Here is an 18,056-nt window from a genome sequence, read left to right on the forward strand (position 1 = left end):
CTCTGATTCTCTGCCCTAAAGCGTTTCCTGATTTGAGTCGTTCGACGCGTGAATCCGCGTTTTCCGTCTGGGGGGCAACCTGCCGGAAGACTCGGACTCAATGTTTGGAAATACGGTGCGGGAATATCGGTTGCAGACCCGGCGTGAGAGGGGATGACGGGAATGAAGAACAAGCATGTGGCTGTCCTCCTGGGTGGATTCTCCTCGGAGCGGCCCGTGTCTCTGTCCTCGGGGAAGGCGTGTGCGGATGCGCTCGAGAATGAAGGTTATCAGGTCACCCGTGTCGATGTTTCGCGCGATGTCGGGTCTGTGCTTGCCGAGCTCAAACCCGACGTCGCCTTCAATGCGCTGCATGGTCCGTTCGGCGAGGACGGCACCATTCAGGGAATTCTCGAATTTCTCGGAATTCCCTACACCCATTCGGGTGTGCTCGCTTCGGCGCTGGCCATGAACAAGGAACTGGCCAAGAAGATTGCCAAGGCGTCCGGCATTCCGGTCGCGGAATCCAAGGTGATCAATCGCTTCGCCGTCCAGAACAAGCATCCGATGAGGCCGCCTTATGTGGTCAAGCCGGTCAATGAGGGATCGAGCTTCGGCGTGGTCATCGTGCATGAGGGGCAGTCGCATCCGCCTCAGGTGATCGGTTCGACCGAATGGCAATATGGCGAGACCGTCATGGTCGAGCGCTACATCCATGGGCGCGAATTGACCTGCGCGGTGATGGGCGACGTGGCGCTCGGCGTCTGCGAGATCATTCCGACCGGGCATTCCTTCTACGACTACGATTCAAAATATGTTCCCGGCGGATCAAAACACGAAATCCCTGCTAAAATTTCACCGAATATTTACCAAAAAATACAGACACTGGCGCTCAAGGCTCATCTTGCCATTGGTTGCCGGGGCGTTTCCCGATCGGACTTCCGTTACGACGACCGTCACTCCGAAAACGGCGAGGTTGTCTGGCTCGAGGTCAACACTCAGCCGGGCATGACGCCGACGTCTCTGGTGCCTGAAATCGCCGCGCAAGCGGGGCACTCGTTCGGCGATTTGTTGAGTTGGATGGTGGAGGACGCTTCGTGTCTGCGTTGAGGTGGGGACAGGGTAATGGCGGTGGCGCGGCTGGTTTCGCGCTGTTCGGCATGTCGCTGTCATTCGACCGTTTCGTATTGCCGCGTCAGCTCCGCCGGCCGATGCGCGTCCTGGCGCGCCTGTGCGGCGGCGAGTATGAGGCGCCGCGCTTTTCGGCGGCGATCCTTTCCGCCGCGTTGATCGCATCCAGCAGCGCCTATGGCGCCTATCTTGGCGGCTACACCGACAGCATCGTGCAGGGCATCACGGCCCGCACCGGTTTTGCCGTCGACCAGATCAAGGTGGTCGGCAATCGCCAGACGTCCGAGATCGATGTGCTGGACCGGCTGGGCCTCGACGGCTGGACCTCGCTGATCGGCTTCGATGCCGAGGCTGCGCGCGAGCGCATCGCGACGCTGCCATGGGTCGAGGGTGCCGCTGTGCGCAAGATCTACCCGCATACGCTGGAAGTGCGCATCGAGGAGCGCCAGCCCTTCGCGCTTTGGCAGCAGGGCACCTCGGTTTCTGTCATCGAACGGTCGGGCGAGATGATCGCGCCGTTCTCGGGTGGCAAGCAGGCGCTGCTCCCGCTGATTATCGGCACGGGCGCGCCGGCCATGGCGCCGGCCTTTCTCGCCAAGATCGAGCGCTACCCCGCGCTGGCGGCGCGGGTCAAAGGTTACATCCGTGTCGGCGAGCGCCGCTGGGACCTGAGGCTTGAGAACGGCATCACGATCAAGCTGCCGGAAGACGACGAGGACCAGGCGATCGCCGAGCTCGTCAAGCTCGACCATGACAACGGGTTGCTGACGCGCGACATCGCCGCCGTCGACATGCGGCTCCCCGACCGGCTGGTCGTGGAGCTTTCGCCCGAAGCGGCGACGCAGCGCGAAGCCGCGCTCAGCGAAAAGCCGAAGAGCCTGGCCAAGCGCAAGGTGGAGAGAAAGATATGAGCTGGCTTGGCGGCAGCGGTGACGCTTCTTCGCGCCGGTCGGGCACGCTCACGGTGCTCGATGTCGGGTCCAGCAAGGTTTGCTGTGTCGTGGCGAAGCTCAAGCCGAACGAGGACGGTAAGCTTCTGCGTGGGCGTTCGCATCGGATCCAGGTGATCGGCATCGGCCACCAGAAGTCGCAAGGCGTGAAGTCCGGCGTGGTGGTGGATCTCGACCGCGCCGAGCATGCGATTCGCCTCTCCGTCGATGCGGCCGAGCGCATGGCCGGGCTCACGGTCGATTCCCTCATCGTCAACATGACGGCCGGCCGGCTGAAGAGCGAAGCCTTTTCGGCGACGATCAATCTCGGCGGTCATCAGGTCGAGGAAGTCGACATCAAGCGCGTGCTCGCCGCCGGTGCCAAGCAGGCGCTGCGGGCCGAGCGCGAGGTGATCCATTCGCTGCCCGTCGGTTTCTCGCTCGATGGCGAGCGCGGCATACGCGACCCGCGCGGCATGGTGGGCGATGCGCTTGGCGTCGACATGCATGTCTTGACTGGCGATGCCGCGCCGATGCGCAACCTCGAGCTTTGCATCAACCGCTCGCACCTGTCGGTCGAGCGCATGGTGGCGACGCCCTATGCCAGCGGACTTGCCTCGCTGGTCGACGACGAGCTCGAAATGGGCGCCGCCTGCATCGATATGGGCGGCGGCACGACGACCATCTCGGTGTTCTCGGAAGGCAAGTTCGTCCACGGCGACGCCATCGCCATCGGCGGCAACCATGTGACGCTCGACATGGCCAAGGGCCTGTCGACCTCGCTCGATGCCGCGGAGCGGCTGAAGGTCATGCATGGCTCGGCGCTGCCCGGCAGCGCCGACGACCGCGACCTCGTCTCGATCCAGCCGATCGGCGAGGAAGGCGATGTGCCGCTGCAGATTCCGCGCTCGGTGATGACGCGCATCATCCGCGCCCGCATCGACGAGACACTGGAGCTTTTGCGCGACCGGCTGAACAAGTCCGGCTACGGCAATGCCGTCGGCAAGCGCGTCGTGCTCACCGGTGGCGCCAGCCAGCTCGCCGGCCTGCCGGAAGCGGCGCGCCGCATCCTCGGGCGCAATGTGCGCATCGGCCGGCCGCTCGGCGTCGCGGGCCTGCCTGAGGCGGCCAAGGGACCGGCGTTCTCGACCCCGGTCGGACTGATGATCTATCCGCAGATGGCGAGCTTCGAGAGCCATTCGGCGAAAGGACTTTCCGGTTTCAGGATGACCGGGACGGGTGGAAAACTGCACCGCATGAGTCAGTGGTTGAGAGACAGTTTTTAATTTGACGGGGACAGCCCCATAGGCGGCCGCAGCGGCGAGGCGGCGGGAAAGGCAAAGGACGGAGACAATGACCATCAATCTGCAGAAGCCGGACATCACCGAGCTTAAGCCCCGTATCACCGTGTTCGGTGTCGGCGGCGGCGGCGGCAATGCCGTGAACAACATGATCACAGCCGGCCTGCGCGGCGTCGAGTTCGTGGTGGCCAACACCGACGCACAGGCGTTGACCATGTCGAAGGCCGAGCGGCTGATCCAGCTCGGCGCGCATGTCACCGAAGGCCTCGGCGCCGGCTCGCAGCCGGAAGTCGGCCGCGCGGCGGCGGAAGAGTGCATCGACGAGATCATCGATCATCTCTCCAACACCCATATGTGCTTCGTCACCGCCGGCATGGGCGGCGGCACCGGCACGGGCGCTGCTCCGGTCGTTGCCCGCGCGGCGCGCGAGAAGGGCATCCTCACCGTCGGCGTCGTCACCAAGCCGTTCCATTTCGAAGGCCAGCGCCGCATGAAGACGGCGGACATGGGTATCGAGGAACTGCAGAAATGCGTCGACACCCTGATCGTCATCCCCAACCAGAACCTGTTCCGGCTGGCCAATGACAAGACCACCTTCGCCGATGCCTTCGCGATGGCCGACCAGGTGCTCTATTCCGGCGTCGCCTGCATCACCGACCTGATGGTCAAGGAAGGCCTGATCAATCTCGACTTCGCCGACGTCCGTTCGGTGATGCGCGAGATGGGCAAGGCGATGATGGGCACGGGCGAGGCTTCGGGCGAGGGCCGCGCGATGGCGGCGGCGGAAGCCGCGATCGCCAACCCGCTGCTTGACGAAACCTCGATGAAGGGTGCCAAGGGCCTGCTGATCTCGATCACCGGTGGCCGCGACCTGACCCTGTTCGAAGTCGACGAGGCAGCGACCCGCATCCGCGAGGAGGTCGACCAGGACGCCAACATCATCCTGGGCGCCACCTTCGATGAAGAGCTGGAAGGCGTGATCCGCGTGTCGGTCGTGGCCACCGGCATCGACAAGTCGGCGGCCGAAATCGCGGCAGCGCCGATCTCGATCCGCGCGCCGCAGAAGCCGGCCGCCCGCCCGACGGCGGCTCCGGTTGCCGAAATCCGCCCCGCGCCGGTTCAGCCGCAGGCCTATGAGCCGCGCGCGGCCGATCCGGTCGCCGAGGCGATCCAGCTTGCCGAGGCGAACGCTGCCGCCATGGCGCAGCCGCGCCCCGCGCCGGTCGACGACTTCCGGCCGCAGAGCAAGATCTTCCAGGCCCCGCCGGCCCAGCCGCAGCCGCAGCCGGTGGTGCCGCAGCAGGTCATGCAGCAGCCCGCGCCGCAGCGCGAGATGCCGCAGCCGATGGCCGCTGCCCCGCAGCGCATGCCGCGCGTGGAGGACTTTCCGCCGGTGGTAAGGGCTGAAGTCGAAGCCAAGACCCGGCCGGCGGACCATGAGAACAGCGGTCCGATGGGGCTGATCAAGCGGCTGACCAACGGCCTGACCCGCCGCGAGGAAGAGCCGGCCCGGCTCCAGCCGGCGCAGCCGCGCGAGCCGAAACTGCGCCAGGCCGCGCCCGAGATGCGCCGTCTCGCCAGCCAGGATCCGCAGCTCTACGCGCCGCGTCGCGGCCAGCTCGACGATCAGGGCCGGCTGACACCGCAGGCCCGCACTGTCCAGGAAGACGACCAGCTGGAAATCCCGGCTTTCCTGCGCCGCCAGGCCAACTGACAATACGGCGGACCGCCGATCGTCGATACGGGCCGCCGATCGTTAACGATATATAACGGTTGTTAACAGGCAGACGAGGTATCGTCTGCCTGTTGCTTTTATAAAATTCATTGAAAACAGCGGCTTATGAGCTGCTTCTGACGTAGTCCCGCAGTTACACGGGGAAAGAAACCGTGATTTGGAGTCTCCAAAGCGGGCCATTATCTTCGCCACGGACTAAAGTCGGTTTGCCGGGATTCGGGGAGTAGCCCTGCCTGCCGATCATACAGAGCCGCATGCTCTTGACTATTTTGCCGCCTTTGTGCGAGCGCCAGACCATCCAACTGGCTGCAAGATACCCAAGGCCGATGGAGCGGACGCAGGCATTTTGGGCGTATGGGGTTACTCTTGCACGACTATCAGACGACAGTGAAATCGCGCGCGACGCTGGCTGGCATCGGCGTTCATAGCGGCAAAACCGTCACCGTTCATTTCCTGCCGGCCGACGCCGACACGGGCATCGTCTTCCATCTTTCGAACGGCGGCGAAGCCCGAGAATTCCGCGCCCTGGTCGCCGAAGTCGGCGCCACGGATCTCTGCACCATGCTTGGCGATCCGGCCGGCGAGCATATCGGCACCGTCGAGCATCTGATGGCCACCGTGTTCGGTCTTGGCATCGACAACCTCATCATCGAGATCGACGGTTCGGAAGTCCCTATCCTCGACGGCAGCGCCATGGCCTTCGTCGAAGCCATCGACCAGGCCGGTATCGAGACGCTGGCGGTGAAGCGTCGCTACATCCGCGTCGTCAAGCCGGTGCGGGTGGAGGCCGGTGCGTCCTGGGCGGAGTTCCGCCCCTATGACGGCACGCGATTCGAGGTCGAGATCGATTTCGAGAGCCCGGCGATCGGTCGCCAGCAATTCGCTTCCGACATCAATCCCGACATCTTCCGCCGCGACATCGCGCGGGCGCGGACCTTCGGCTTCATGAAGGACGTCGAGAGGCTTTGGGCCGCCGGCTACGCGCTTGGCTCCTCGCTGGAAAACTCGCTGGTCATCGGCGACGACAACCGCGTCATCAATGTCGGCGGGCTGCGCTATCCCAACGAATTCGCCCGCCACAAGACGCTCGATGCGATGGGCGACCTGGCGCTGGCCGGTGCGCGCTTCATCGGCTGCTTCCGCTCCTATCGCGGCGGCCATCGTATGAACGCCTCGGCGCTACGCCGACTGCTTTCCGACCACACGGCCTTCGAGATCGTCGAAACGAGGCGCCGCGAGCGCGGCCGCGTCGCAGAGATGATCGCCGTCAGTCGGCCGGTCTACGCACCCTGGGTGATCTGATTTTTAACCGTTTTCTGGCTTTGTGGTCAGGCTTGTGTTGCATGGCTGCATCACAGGGGTGTCAAAACGCGCGGCTTTGGCCATAGCGTGGGCTTGCCACAAAAATGTGCGATTGGCCGGACATAGCGTTGCCGGGCAAGGGGATAATGGTTTAAGGCTTCGGCCGGACCGAAACGACGCCGAAGGGGCGGAATCCAAACATGTTTTTTTCGCGAGTTGGTCAATCGGCAACGCCGCGTCGGGGTGTTTTGCTGGCGCTGTCGGTGATTGCTCCCGCGCTCGTGCTGTCGGCCTGCATGTCCTCCGAGAAGGATGTCAACCTGGCGACCTATGTCGACCAGACCGAGCCGGCCGACGTTCTCTACAACCAGGGCCTGGCCAACATGAATGCCGGCCGCCTCGACGAGGCGAGCAAGAAGTTCGACGCGGTCGACCGCCAGCATCCCTATTCCGAATTCGCCCGCAAATCGATGGTGATGGGCGCTTTCGCCGACTACCGCGCCGGCAATTATGACGAGGCGATCGGTTCGGCCAAGCGCTACCTGACCCTCTATCCGTCGACCGACGACGCGGCATACGCGCAGTACATCATCGGCCTCTGCTACTATCGGCAGATCAAGGACGTCACCCAGGACCAGAAGGAAGCGCGCCAGACCATCCAGACCATGCAGGATCTGGTGACGCGCTGGCCGAACTCGGAATATGTCGGCGACGCCAAGGACAAGATCCGCTTCGCCAACGACCAGCTCGCCGGCAAGGAGATGCAGATCGGCCGCTACTATCTCGAGCGCCGCGAATACATCGCCGCAGTGAAGCGGTTCCGCACCGTGGTCGAAAACTATTCCAACACCCGCCATGTCGAGGAGGCGCTCGCGCGGCTGACCGAGTCCTACTATGCGATGGGCCTGACCTCGGAAGCGCAGACGGCCGCGGCGGTGCTCGGCCACAATTATCCGGACAGCTCGTGGTACAAGGATTCCTACAAGCTCCTGCAGAGCAACGGGCTTGAACCGCGCGAAAATGCCGGGTCGTGGATTTCCAAGGCCGGGAAGCTGATCACCGGCGCCTGAAGCTTGCGATGCTGTCCAGACTGTCGATCCGCGATATCGTCCTGATCGAGAAGCTGGATATCGACTTCCTGCCTGGGCTTTCGGTGCTGACCGGCGAAACCGGCGCCGGCAAATCCATCCTGCTCGATGCGTTGTCGCTGGCGCTTGGCGCCCGCGGCGATGCCTCGCTCGTCCGCCATGGCTCCGCGCAAGGCCAGGTCATCGCCGTGTTCGACGTGCCGCGCAACCATCCGGCACGCGCGTTGCTCGCCGGAAACGATATCGAGGACGATGGCGACATCATCCTGCGCCGCGTGCAGACGGCCGATGGCCGCACCCGCGTCTTCGTCAACGACCAGCCCTCCAGCGTCACCCTGATGCGCGATGTCGGCCGCGCGCTGGTTGAGATCCACGGCCAGCATGACGAGCGGGCGCTGGTCGATCCCGGCGCACATCGCGAATTGCTGGACAGTTTCGGCGGCCATCTGGGCGCCGTGCGCGGCACGGGCGAAGCCTGGCGGTACTGGCGAAACTGCGAGCAGGAGCTTTCGCGGCATCGTGCCGAGGTCGAGGCGGCGGCGCGCGAGGCCGATTATCTGCGCGCTTCCGTCGCCGAGCTCGCAAAGCTGGACCCGCAGCCAGGCGAGGAAACGGAGCTTGCGGAATTGCGCGCGACGATGATGCGCGTCGAAAAGATCGCCACCGAAATCCATGATGCGCAGGATGTGCTGTCGGGGCCGTCCTCGCCCTTGCCGCAGCTCGCCAGCCTGTTGCGGCGACTGCAGCGCAAGTCCAGCGAAGCGCCCGGCCTGCTCGACGATGTGGTCAAATCGCTCGATGAAGCGATGATCTCGCTCGACGCCGCGCAGTCTGGCGTGGAAGCAGCGCTTCGTGCCACCGAATATGATCCGCAGCGTCTGGAGAAGGCGGAAGAGCGTCTGTTTGCGCTGCGCGCCGCCTCTCGCAAGCACAGTGTCGCGGTCGACGATCTGGCGCAACTACGCGACACGATGGTGGCCGATCTTGCCGACCTCGATGCCGGCGAGGAACGGCTGCACGCGCTGGCCAAGCAGGCCGCCGCGGCGTGCGAGGCCTACGATATTTCCGCGGCGCAGCTTTCGTCGTTGCGCCATGCGGCGGCTGGGGGACTGACCAAGGCAGTAATGGCGGAACTGCCGGCGCTCAAGCTCGAACGGGCCGAGTTCATCGTCGAGATGGGAAGCGATGCCGAAAGCCGCATGGAAGAAGGCATCGACCAGGTCGAATTCTGGGTGCGGACCAATCCAGGCACACGGCCGGGGCCGATGATGAAAGTCGCCTCGGGCGGCGAGCTCTCGCGCTTCCTGCTGGCACTGAAGGTGGCGCTTGCCGATCGCGGCTCGGCGCCGACCCTGGTGTTCGACGAAATCGATACCGGTGTCGGCGGCGCGGTGGCCGACGCCATCGGCCAGCGGCTGGCGCGGTTGTCGAAGCGGGTGCAGGTGCTTTCGGTCACACATGCGCCGCAGGTCGCGGCACGCGCCGCGACGCATTTCCTGATCTCGAAATCCGGCGGCAAGGAGCGTGTGGCCACCGGTATTGTTGAAATGGACCGCGCCGCGCGCCAGGAAGAAATCGCGCGCATGCTGGCCGGCGCCACCATCACCGACGAGGCCCGCGCCGCGGCGGAGCGGTTGCTGCGCGAGAATACCGCGGCGGCTTAAGATTTCTGGACGCTGGCAGGCTGAGTCAGCAGATGGCTGCATCCCGCTGTTCAGCAATGATTTCTTCGCAACCCGACTCCCTCGCAGCGAATCCTGATTTATAGTGGCCAGCCACAATTCGAGGACCGCGTTTCATGTCGGAAAAACCAGTCGAATCGCTGACCGAAGGCGAGGCCGCGGAGGAGCTGAAGCGGCTGGCGGCGGAGATCGCCGAGCATGACCGGCGCTATCATGCCGAGGATGCACCGACGATCACCGATGCCGAATATGACGCGCTGCGGCAGCGCAACCTCGCTCTTGAAGAGCATTTTCCTGGCCTGATACGTGAGGATTCGCCGTCGCTGCGGGTTGGCGCCGCGCCCGCGGAGGGCTTTACCAAGGTGCGGCACGCGGTGCCGATGCTCAGCCTCGCCAAGGCTTATACCGACCAGGACGTTGCCGATTTCATCGAGCGCGGCCGGCGTTTCTTCGACCGCGACAAGGACCTCGATATCGCCTTCACCGCCGAGCCGAAGATCGACGGGCTGTCGGCTTCGCTGCGTTACGAGAACGGCGTGTTCGTGCAGGGCGCGACGCGCGGCGACGGTGCGGTCGGCGAGGACATCACCGCCAATCTGAAGACGATTGCCGATATCCCGAAGACGCTGAAGGGGTCGGGTTGGCCGGAGACAATCGAAATACGTGGCGAAGTCTACATGACCTATGCCGAATTCGAAGCTCTGAAGCAGCGCTCGGCGGCCGTCGGCGGCCAGGATTACGTCAATCCGCGCAACACGGCTGCCGGATCGCTCCGCCAGAAGGACCCGTCGGTCACCGCCAGCCGCAATCTGAAATTCTTCGCCTATGCCTGGGGCTATACGACGGCGGATCCGGCTCCCACCCAGTACGATTCGGTGCAGAAATTCGCCGAGTGGGGGTTCAAGGTCAGCCCGCTGATGGTGCGGGCGAAGTCGATCGACGAACTCATCGCGCACTACCATCGCATCGAGGAGCAGCGCTCCTCGTTGGGCTACGACATCGACGGCGTCGTCTACAAGGTCGACCAGCTGGAGCTGCAACGCCGCTGGGGTTTCGTCACCGGCGAGCCGCGCTGGGCGGTCGCCCACAAATTCCCGGCCGAGCAGGCGATGACGACGGTCGAGAAGATCGACATCCAGGTTGGCCGTACCGGCACGCTGGCGCCGGTGGCGCGGTTGGCGCCGGTCACAGTCGGCGGCGTGGTGGTCGAGAACGTCACGCTGCACAACGAAGACTACATCAAGGGTTTCGACAGCAACGGCCAGCCGATCCGCGACGGCATCGACGTGCGCATCGGCGACACGGTGGTGATCCAGCGGGCAGGCGACGTCATCCCGCAGATCGTCAGCGTCGTCGTCGATAAGCGGCCGGCCGGCGCGGTGCCTTATGAATTCCCGCATACCTGCCCGGTCTGTGGCTCGCCGGCGACGCGCGAGATCAACGAGAAGACGGGCAAGGAGGATTCGCGGCGGCGCTGCACCGGCGAGCTGATCTGCGCCGCGCAGGCCGTGGAGAGGCTGCGCCACTTCGTGTCGCGCGGCGCGCTTGATATCGAGGGCTTGGGCGCGGAAAACATCGACCTCTTCTTCAGTTCGGGGCTGGTGAAGACGGCCGCCGACATCTTCACGCTGAAGGATCGCCGCCCGGCCGTCACCAAGGCGCTGGCCGAGCGGCGCGAGGAGCAGGCTCGGCTGCGCGAGGAAGCCTCGGGCAAGACGCGCAAGAATGTGCGCAGCGTCGAGGAGCGCAACTATGAAGGTCTCGACAAGCTGTTTTCGGCCATCGACGCGCGCCGCGAGCCGGAGCTCGACCGCTTCATCTTCGCGCTCGGCATCCGACATATCGGCGAGACGACGGCAGCCGTGCTTGCCCGGCAGTTCTCGACCATCGAGGAATTGATCCGCGTCGGCAAGGAGACGGCGAAGGCGGAGGACCCGCACACCATCTTCCCGTCGATCAACGGCATCGGCGACACGGTGATCAACGCGTTGCGCGACTTCTTCGGCAATGAGCGCAATGACGATGTGCTGGATGCCTTGCTCGCGCAGGTTCATCCGAAACCCTACGTCATGGAAATCTCGGCCGGCAGCGAAGTCTCCGGCAAGACGGTGGTGTTCACCGGCTCGATGGAAAAGATGACGCGATCCGAAGCCAAGGCGATGGCGGAGCGGCTCGGCGCCAAGGTCGCGGGCTCGGTTTCCGCCAAGACCGACCTGGTGGTGGCGGGTCCGGGCGCCGGCTCGAAGCTGAAAACTGCGAGCGACCTCGGCATCGAGGTGATCGACGAGGATACCTGGCTGCAGCGCATCGGCAGGGCCGGCTGATGACTGGCGCGTTCAAGGGTTTTGGGCAGAAGGCCATTCCGTTCCTCAAGGCGCTCGACTTCCACCAGAGCCGCGAGTGGTTCCAGGAAAACCGCGACCTCTTCGACAGCGAGTTGCACGGGCCGTTCTGCGATTTGGTCGAGACGCTCAGCGAGCGATTCGAGACGGCCAAGCTCGGCTTGCGCGGCGACCGCAAAAAGTCGCTCTTCCGCATCAATCGCGACGTGCGCTTCGCAAAGGACAAGCGGCCCTACAACCGGCACTTGTCGGCGATCCTCTCGCCCGACGGCAGCAAGATGTCGCAAGGGGTCTTCTATGTACATATCGGTCTGGAGCGCTGCTTTGCCGGTGTGGCCTGGTGGCAGCCAGCGCCCGAACTGCTGCAGGCGATGCGCAAGGCGATCGTGACCAAGCCGGCCGCGTTCCGCGGCATGGTCTCGTCGCTCGAGAAGGCCGGCCTGGCACTCGATCCGGAAGACCGCCTGAAGCGCGCGCCGCGCGGTTTCGAGGATGTCGGCGACGAGGATCTCGCCCAGGCGGTGCGCAACCGGCATTTCGTCGTCCGGCACGACATCGATCCGTCGACGATCCATTCGCCGGCGCTGGTCGACGATCTCGTCGATTTCACGCTTGGCGCCAGGCCGCTGCTCGACTGGGGCAGGGCGATCCAGGGCACGGCCGTGGCGGCTTGACGCCGTCATCCGGCGGCCGCCAGGGTTACATCCGCATCAGCAGGCCGCCGTCGACGGCGAGTTCGATGCCCGTGATGTAGCTCGCGGCATCCGAGAACAGGAACAGCGCGGCGTTTGCCATGTCCCGCGGCGTGCCGATGCGGCCGAGCGGCGCATAGCTCGCCACGGCGGCGCGCTTCTCCTCGGTGTCCCAGCGCGCCTGCAGCGGCGTCAGCGCCATGCCGGGGCATATCGCGTTCGAGCGGATGCGTTCGCCGGCAAGCTGCATGGCGAGCGACTTGGACAGCGCGCACACGCCGGCCTTCGACGCCTGATAGGCGTCCTGCGGGTTCGGGTCGCCGCGATACCACTGGATGGTGGAGAAATGCACCATTGCTCCGCCGCGGCCGCCGGAACGCATGTAAGGAACGACGGCGCGTGTGGTGTGCACGAAGGATTTCAAATTGATGTTGAAGACCTGGTCCCAGACATCGAGGTCCATATCGAGCGCAGACTTGTCGCGGCCGAACCACAGCACGCCGGCGACATTGGCGAGATAGTCGATGCCGCCGCGCTCGCGGCCGGCGGTGCCGATGACCTGTTCGACGAAAGCGGCGTCGGTCAAATCACCCTGCGCGAAGGTCAACCTGTCGTCATAGGCGGCAAGCGAGGCTGGGCGTGGCTTGATATCGATGGCGGTGACGGAGGCGCCGGCATCGAGCAGCGCCAGCGCGATTGCTTCGCCCATGCCGCCGCCCGCTCCGGTGACGACCGCATGCCTGCCGGTGAAATCAAAGACGACCATTCATTTCCCCTCGGTTTTTGCTGCAAGGCCCGATACTATCTCTGCGCCAGGGCGCGATCGTTCGACAATAGGGGCGGACAAAAAATCGCCTGGCAGGCCTCGCACATCACCGACTTCGAATGGCAGCGCTATTTCGTCAGCTGAACGCTCAGGAATTTCCGGCGATTGGCAACCCGGCGATCAGTTCCGCTGATCGCTGGGTCAAGCGAATTGGTGTGACAAGCAAGGCGACGCTCCCTAAATGAGGCCGCTCTTAAAGCGCGTCTCGTTGAGCGGATTCAGGCGACGCGCGTTAAGTCTTTGGTTGATGCATGTCGTTGTCCCAGAGCCGCTGCGCACTTCTGGGCGACATGCTTAAGGAGCGGCTGATGGCGGCGGAAGCAATCTCCGGAGGCAGGACCGGCGGCGATTTCTGGGACGGCGTGCGATTGTCGATGCCGGTCGTCGTCGCCTCGGCGCCGTTCGCGATCCTGTTCGGCGCGATCGCCGTCGATAATGGTTTCTCCGTGCTCGAAGCTTTCCTGATGAGCGCGATGATCTATGGCGGCGCCAGCCAGATGGTCGGCATCGAATTGTTCGGCCAGCATGTCGCGCCTTGGCTGATCGTGCTGTCGATCTTCGCGGTGAATTTCCGCCATGTGCTCTATTCGGCCGGCATTGGCCGGCGCATCGCGCATTGGGCGGTGCTGCAGCAGGCCGCCGGCTATTTCATCCTGACCGACCCGCAATATGCCATCGCCGAGGCAAGGGCCGAGTCCGGCCGTCCTGTCGGTTTCGTCTGGTATCTGGGTCTCGGCCTGCCGGTCTACGTGTTCTGGGTGATCGAAAGCGGCTTGGGTGCTGTGTTCGGCAAGATGATCCCGGATACGCATGCGCTGGGAATCGATTTCCTGTTGCCGATCTATTTCCTCGGCCTGGTGCTTGGCTTCCGCAAGCGGCCACTGTGGGCACCCGTCGTCGCCGCCAGCGCCGTTGCCTCGATCATCGCCTACAGAACCGTCGGCTCGCCCTGGCATGTCTCGATCGGCGCGGTCGCCGGCGTCCTCCTGGCGGTGATCCTGCCGCCACACCACAGCGGCGTGGGCAAGCGGCCATGAGCACGACCTTCTGGATCATCCTCGCCGGCGCCGTCGCCACCTATCTCACGCGTGTCGGCGGCCATCTCGTCATCTCGCGCTTCGAGACCATCCATCCGCGCGTCGAGGCCGGGCTCAACGCCGTGCCGGCGGCGGTGCTGACGACGCTCGTCGCGCCGGAACTGCTGCATGCCGGACCGGCCGAATGGGCGGCGCTGATCGTCACCGTGCTGGTATCGCTGCGTGGCGGCTTGATGGCGATGTTTTTGGCCGGCGCGGCGGTGTTGATTATCGCGCGCCAGTTTATGGGTTAGCTTTCCATCCTGAATGGTTGGCGCTGCCCTCACTGCCTGCCCGTCCTCCGCAGCAGCGGCGCTGCAGCTACGGAGGGTGAACCGGGCATTTCTCCCGCTGAACGGGGGAGAAAGAGGCTGTTCTCAAATCTTCGCGTCGTGCGGCAGCGGCGCGGTGGCTTTTTCCAGCCAGGCCAGCGTTTCGCCGTCGACCATCGGGCCGATCTCGGCCAGAACCCAGGCGTGATACCGGTCGAGCCATTGCAGCTCGTCCCGATGCAGCAGGTCGCTGCGGATGAGCCGCTTGTCGATCGGCGCCAGGGTCAGCGTCTCGAAGCCGTGCATGGCGATGTCGCCGCCTTCGATCTGCTCCGCAGGCGTCACCAGGATCAGGTTCTCGATGCGGATGCCGTAGGCGCCTTCCTTGTAATAGCCCGGCTCGTTGGACAGCATCATGCCGGCCAGCAGTTTCTCGGTGCCGGTGCGGGCGATGCGCTGCGGCCCTTCATGCACGGCAAGGTAGGAGCCGACGCCGTGGCCGGTGCCATGGGCGAAGTCGCAGCCATGCTTCCACAACGCCACGCGGGCGACGGCGTCGATCTCGGAGCCACGGGTGCCGGCCGGGAAACGCAGCGTCGAGATGCCGATCATGCCCTTCAGCACGAGGGTGAAGCGTTCACGCATTTCCTCGGTCGGCTGGCCGATCGGCACGGTGCGGGTGATGTCGGTGGTGCCGTCCTGATATTGGCCGCCGGAATCGAGCAGGAACAGTTCGCCGCTTTCAAGCTTGCGGCTGGTGGCGCGCGAGACGCGGTAATGCATGACCGCGCCGTTCGGGCCGGCGCCGGAAATCGTGTCGAAGGAGACGTCGCGCAGCGGCATCTGCGTTTCCTCGCCGGTCTGGCGGCGCACTTCCTCGAGCTTGGTGACGACGGCGATTTCGTCCAGCGAGCCGGGCTTCCGGCGATCCAGCCAGCAGAGCAGCTTGGCGACCGCGGCGCCGTCGCGGCGATGCGCGGCGCGGCTGCCGGCGATCTCGGCCTGGTTCTTGGTGGCACGCGGTATGCGCGCCGGGTCGGCGGCCAACACGACGCTTCCGCCATTGTCCTCGACCAGCATCCTCAGCTTGTCCGCCGCCAGCATGGGATCGAGCGCGATTTTCGCGTCGGCCTTGGCGAGCTCGATGATCGCGGCTTCGAATTCGCCTGGATCGTGCAGGTCAGCCAACTGCGTGAGGTAGGCCGCGACTTGGCGCGGGAATTTACGCTGGTCCATGAAGATCTGATGCTTGCCGTCGGCGGCCAGGATGGCGAAGCCGAGTGCCAGCGGCGTATGCGGCACGTCGCCGCCACGGATGTTGAAGGCCCAGGCTGTCGAAGAGGGATCGGTCAGCACTGCGTGGGTGGCGCCGTCCTTTCCGATCGCGCCCGCCAGCCGAGCCAGCTTGTCCTTGGCGAGCTCGCCGGCGAGGTTTTGCGGATGGATCTCGACAAGCGCGCGCGGCGGCTCCGGCTGGTCCTTCCAGATGATGTCGATGGGATTCTTGTCGAGCGGCACCAGAGTGGCGCCGGACTGCTCGGCTGATGCCTTCAGCGCCTTGATCTCGCCGATCGTGTGCAGCCAGGGGTCGAAGCCGAGCCTCGCGCCCTTGCCGAGATTGTCCTTGATCCAGGCGGCCGGCGGATTGTCGATGAGGCTTTCGATGGTGAAGATCGAAAGGTCGACCTCGTTGCGCACCTGCAGCGTGTAGCGGCCGTCGACAAAGATGAAGGCGCGGTCGCGCAGGATTATGGCGACACCGGCCGAACCGGAAAAACCGGTCAGCCATTTCAGCCGCGCCGAGCGGTCGGCGACATATTCGCCCTGATGCTCGTCGGCGCGGGGGACCATGAAGCCGTCGAGGCCATTCTCGGACAGCCATCGCCGCAGCAGCGCCACGCGCGGCTTGCCGACGGCCGGATCGCCAGCGGAATCAAAGGTCTGGAACATTTTTGGCGTCTCCCTCGAATGCGAGCCGAGAGCGTAGCGCATAGACCCTCAAACCGGAATCGATTTCGGCAGGGCCAGACAGGCTGGATTTTGCCAGGCTCAGCGCTTGAGGTGGATGGTCACCCAGCCCTCGCGATGCAGCGTGCGGACGTGGCGGAAGGCTTGGCCGACATAGGCCGAGATCACCGCGTCGCGCTGCCGGTCGAGGATGCCGGAGAGCACGAGCGAACCGCCGAGCCTGATATGCTTGGCCATCTCCGGCGCCAGCCGCATCAGCGGCCGGGCCAGGATGTTTGCGACGATGAGGTCGAAAGGCGCGCGCCTGGCGAAGATCGGATTGTGGAAGCCGGGCGCCGTCACCGTCTCGACCAGCGCCTTGACATGGTTGAGGCGGGCATTGGCGGCGGCGACGCGGATGGCGACCGGATCGATGTCGGTCGCCAGCACCGGGATATGCGCGAGCTTGGCGAGCGCGATGGCGAGCACCGCGCTGCCGGTGCCAAGGTCGAGCGCGTTGCGCGGCCGCTCGCGCAGCACCACCTGCTCCAGCATTTCTAGGCAGCCGGCGGTGGTGCCGTGATGGCCGGTGCCGAAGGCAAGGCCGGCCTCGATCTCGATGGCGAGGTCGCCGGCGTGGCGCTTGGCGCGGTCGTGCGAGCCGTGGACCAGGAAGCGGCCGGCGCACACCGGCTTCAAGCCTTCCAGCGAGCGCGACACCCAGTCCACGTCGGGAAGGACCTCGCGCGCGACGGGCTTCGGCAGTCCGAGACCGGCGAGGAGATCCTTGACCCGCGCTTCGACGGGATCGACGTCGCCATCGGCATAGAGCGACACTTCGTGGATGTCTTTTTCCTCGTCGAGCTCCAGCACGGCGATCGGCAGGCCGTCATCCTCGAAAGCGGCGTCGAGCGCCGCGAAGATACGGTCGGCCTCGACCTTGTTGGCAGTGAGATGGAGCCGGGTCTGGCTCATCATGTTTGCCCGCCCGCTGCCAGGCGCTTCAGCTTGGCGACAGCAGTGTCGGCGCTCTCGCCATAGGCGATCGTGCCGGCGAAATCGCCCTTGGCATTGAGCAGCAGCACCGAAGCCGTATGGTCCATCGTGTAGTCGCCGTCGCCTGTGTCGACCTTCTTCCAGTAGATGCCGAAGGCCTTGGCCATGGCATGCACCTTGTCCGGATCGCCGGTGATGCCGGTGATGCGGTCGGAGAAGTTGCTGACATAGGTGTTCATCGTCTGCGGCGTGTCACGCTCCGGATCGACGGTGACGAAATAGGCGTTGAGGTTCTTGCCGCTGTCGCCCATCGTCTTCAGCCAGCCGGCCAGCTCGAACAGGGTCGTCGGGCAGACTTCCGGGCAATGGGTGAAGCCGAAGAACACGACGCTCGGGTGCCCTCTGAACGCCGCTTCGGTGATCGGCGCGCCTTTCTGGTCGACCAGTGTGAAGGGCGCGCCGAAGGGCTCGCCGCCATAATGGCCCCGGTACCAGTCGAATGTCAGCCAGCCGATACCCGCCGCCATCAGGACGAGAATGCCGACCAGGATTGAACGCATCATCAGTGAATGTCCATTGCTTTGGCTGGAAGCCAGTTTGGCCACAGTCTTAGCGGGTCCACGCCGGGCGCGCAAAGATGTCGCGTTGCCGCAAGCGGCCGGCAGGCCGATCGGCTTGTAAACGCCACGATCCTGTCCCACCTGACATCGGCAAAAACCGAACCGAGGAGGCCTCCTTGCGAAAATTGATCGGCTTGT

Annotated in this window: 15 protein-coding genes; 11 read left to right on the top strand and 4 right to left on the bottom strand. The window is 64.7% G+C overall.

Annotated elements, in window-relative coordinates; translation table 11 throughout:
• Nucleotides 1-162 precede the first annotated feature (162 nt).
• The 9 genes from FJ430_RS15800 to FJ430_RS15840 all read left to right on the top strand — a co-directional run bounded on the left by FJ430_RS15800 (nucleotide 163) and on the right by FJ430_RS15840 (nucleotide 12,163).
• Nucleotides 163-1,089: a D-alanine--D-alanine ligase gene (locus FJ430_RS15800; protein WP_140705949.1), complete on the top strand. Its 927-nt coding sequence runs from the start codon at nucleotides 163-165 to the stop codon at nucleotides 1,087-1,089.
• The gene (locus FJ430_RS15805) at nucleotides 1,077-2,021 is read left to right on the top strand and encodes a cell division protein FtsQ/DivIB (RefSeq protein WP_140705947.1); all 945 of its coding nucleotides are present in this window, start codon (nucleotides 1,077-1,079) and stop codon (nucleotides 2,019-2,021) included. The genes FJ430_RS15800 and FJ430_RS15805 overlap by 13 nt, the downstream gene beginning before the upstream one ends.
• Nucleotides 2,018-3,325, top strand: a complete 1,308-nt coding sequence (ftsA, locus tag FJ430_RS15810; RefSeq protein WP_140644059.1) for a cell division protein FtsA — start codon at nucleotides 2,018-2,020, stop codon at nucleotides 3,323-3,325. Before FJ430_RS15805 ends, ftsA begins: the two co-directional genes overlap by 4 nt.
• A 67-nt stretch (nucleotides 3,326-3,392) precedes the next feature.
• The gene (gene ftsZ / locus FJ430_RS15815) at nucleotides 3,393-5,054 is read left to right on the top strand and encodes a cell division protein FtsZ (RefSeq protein ID WP_140705945.1); all 1,662 of its coding nucleotides are present in this window, start codon (nucleotides 3,393-3,395) and stop codon (nucleotides 5,052-5,054) included.
• Nucleotides 5,055-5,429: 375 nt separating this feature from the next.
• A complete protein-coding gene (gene lpxC / locus FJ430_RS15820; RefSeq protein WP_140657421.1) occupies nucleotides 5,430-6,377 on the top strand; it encodes a UDP-3-O-acyl-N-acetylglucosamine deacetylase in 948 nt (315 codons plus the stop codon).
• A gap of 200 nt (nucleotides 6,378-6,577) precedes the next feature.
• Nucleotides 6,578-7,447, top strand: coding sequence for an outer membrane protein assembly factor BamD (locus FJ430_RS15825; RefSeq protein WP_140705943.1), 870 nt, complete (start codon nucleotides 6,578-6,580; stop codon nucleotides 7,445-7,447).
• An 8-nt stretch (nucleotides 7,448-7,455) separates the two neighbouring features.
• Nucleotides 7,456-9,129: a DNA repair protein RecN gene (gene recN / locus FJ430_RS15830; RefSeq protein WP_140705941.1), complete on the top strand. Its 1,674-nt coding sequence runs from the start codon at nucleotides 7,456-7,458 to the stop codon at nucleotides 9,127-9,129.
• Between the two features lie 134 nt (nucleotides 9,130-9,263).
• Complete coding sequence (gene ligA / locus FJ430_RS15835) at nucleotides 9,264-11,471, top strand: NAD-dependent DNA ligase LigA (RefSeq protein WP_140705939.1); 2,208 nt, start codon at nucleotides 9,264-9,266, stop codon at nucleotides 11,469-11,471.
• Nucleotides 11,471-12,163, top strand: coding sequence for a DUF2461 domain-containing protein (locus FJ430_RS15840; RefSeq protein ID WP_140705937.1), 693 nt, complete (start codon nucleotides 11,471-11,473; stop codon nucleotides 12,161-12,163). The genes ligA and FJ430_RS15840 overlap by 1 nt, the downstream gene beginning before the upstream one ends.
• Nucleotides 12,164-12,188: 25 nt before the next feature.
• On the opposite strand, the gene FJ430_RS15845 is transcribed toward FJ430_RS15840, so the two are convergent.
• Nucleotides 12,189-12,947 carry an SDR family NAD(P)-dependent oxidoreductase gene (locus tag FJ430_RS15845; protein WP_140705935.1) on the bottom strand — a complete coding sequence of 253 codons (759 nt, stop codon included), beginning with the start codon at nucleotides 12,945-12,947 and terminating at the stop codon, nucleotides 12,189-12,191.
• Nucleotides 12,948-13,315: 368 nt separating this feature from the next.
• Here FJ430_RS15845 and FJ430_RS15850 point away from each other — a divergent pair, with 368 nt between their 5' ends.
• Nucleotides 13,316-14,044, top strand: a complete 729-nt coding sequence (locus tag FJ430_RS15850; RefSeq protein ID WP_140705933.1) for an AzlC family ABC transporter permease — start codon at nucleotides 13,316-13,318, stop codon at nucleotides 14,042-14,044.
• On the top strand, nucleotides 14,041-14,337 hold the full coding sequence (locus tag FJ430_RS15855) for an AzlD family protein (protein WP_140644085.1): 297 nt from the start codon (nucleotides 14,041-14,043) through the stop codon (nucleotides 14,335-14,337). Before FJ430_RS15850 ends, FJ430_RS15855 begins: the two co-directional genes overlap by 4 nt.
• Before the next feature lie 123 nt (nucleotides 14,338-14,460).
• Here the strand turns inward: FJ430_RS15855 and FJ430_RS15860 are convergent, their stop codons facing one another.
• The 3 genes from FJ430_RS15860 to FJ430_RS15870 form a co-directional block, all read right to left on the bottom strand.
• Nucleotides 14,461-16,305, bottom strand: coding sequence for an aminopeptidase P family protein (locus tag FJ430_RS15860; protein ID WP_140705921.1), 1,845 nt, complete (start codon nucleotides 16,303-16,305; stop codon nucleotides 14,461-14,463).
• Between the two features lie 99 nt (nucleotides 16,306-16,404).
• Nucleotides 16,405-17,277: a 50S ribosomal protein L11 methyltransferase gene (locus FJ430_RS15865; RefSeq protein WP_140657543.1), complete on the bottom strand. Its 873-nt coding sequence runs from the start codon at nucleotides 17,275-17,277 to the stop codon at nucleotides 16,405-16,407.
• A complete protein-coding gene (locus FJ430_RS15870; RefSeq protein WP_140644089.1) occupies nucleotides 17,277-17,861 on the bottom strand; it encodes an SCO family protein in 585 nt (194 codons plus the stop codon). Before FJ430_RS15870 ends, FJ430_RS15865 begins: the two co-directional genes overlap by 1 nt.
• Nucleotides 17,862-18,056 lie beyond the last annotated feature (195 nt).

Source organism: Mesorhizobium sp. B2-8-5 (assembly GCF_006440675.2).
Classification (GTDB): Bacteria; Pseudomonadota; Alphaproteobacteria; order Rhizobiales; family Rhizobiaceae; genus Mesorhizobium.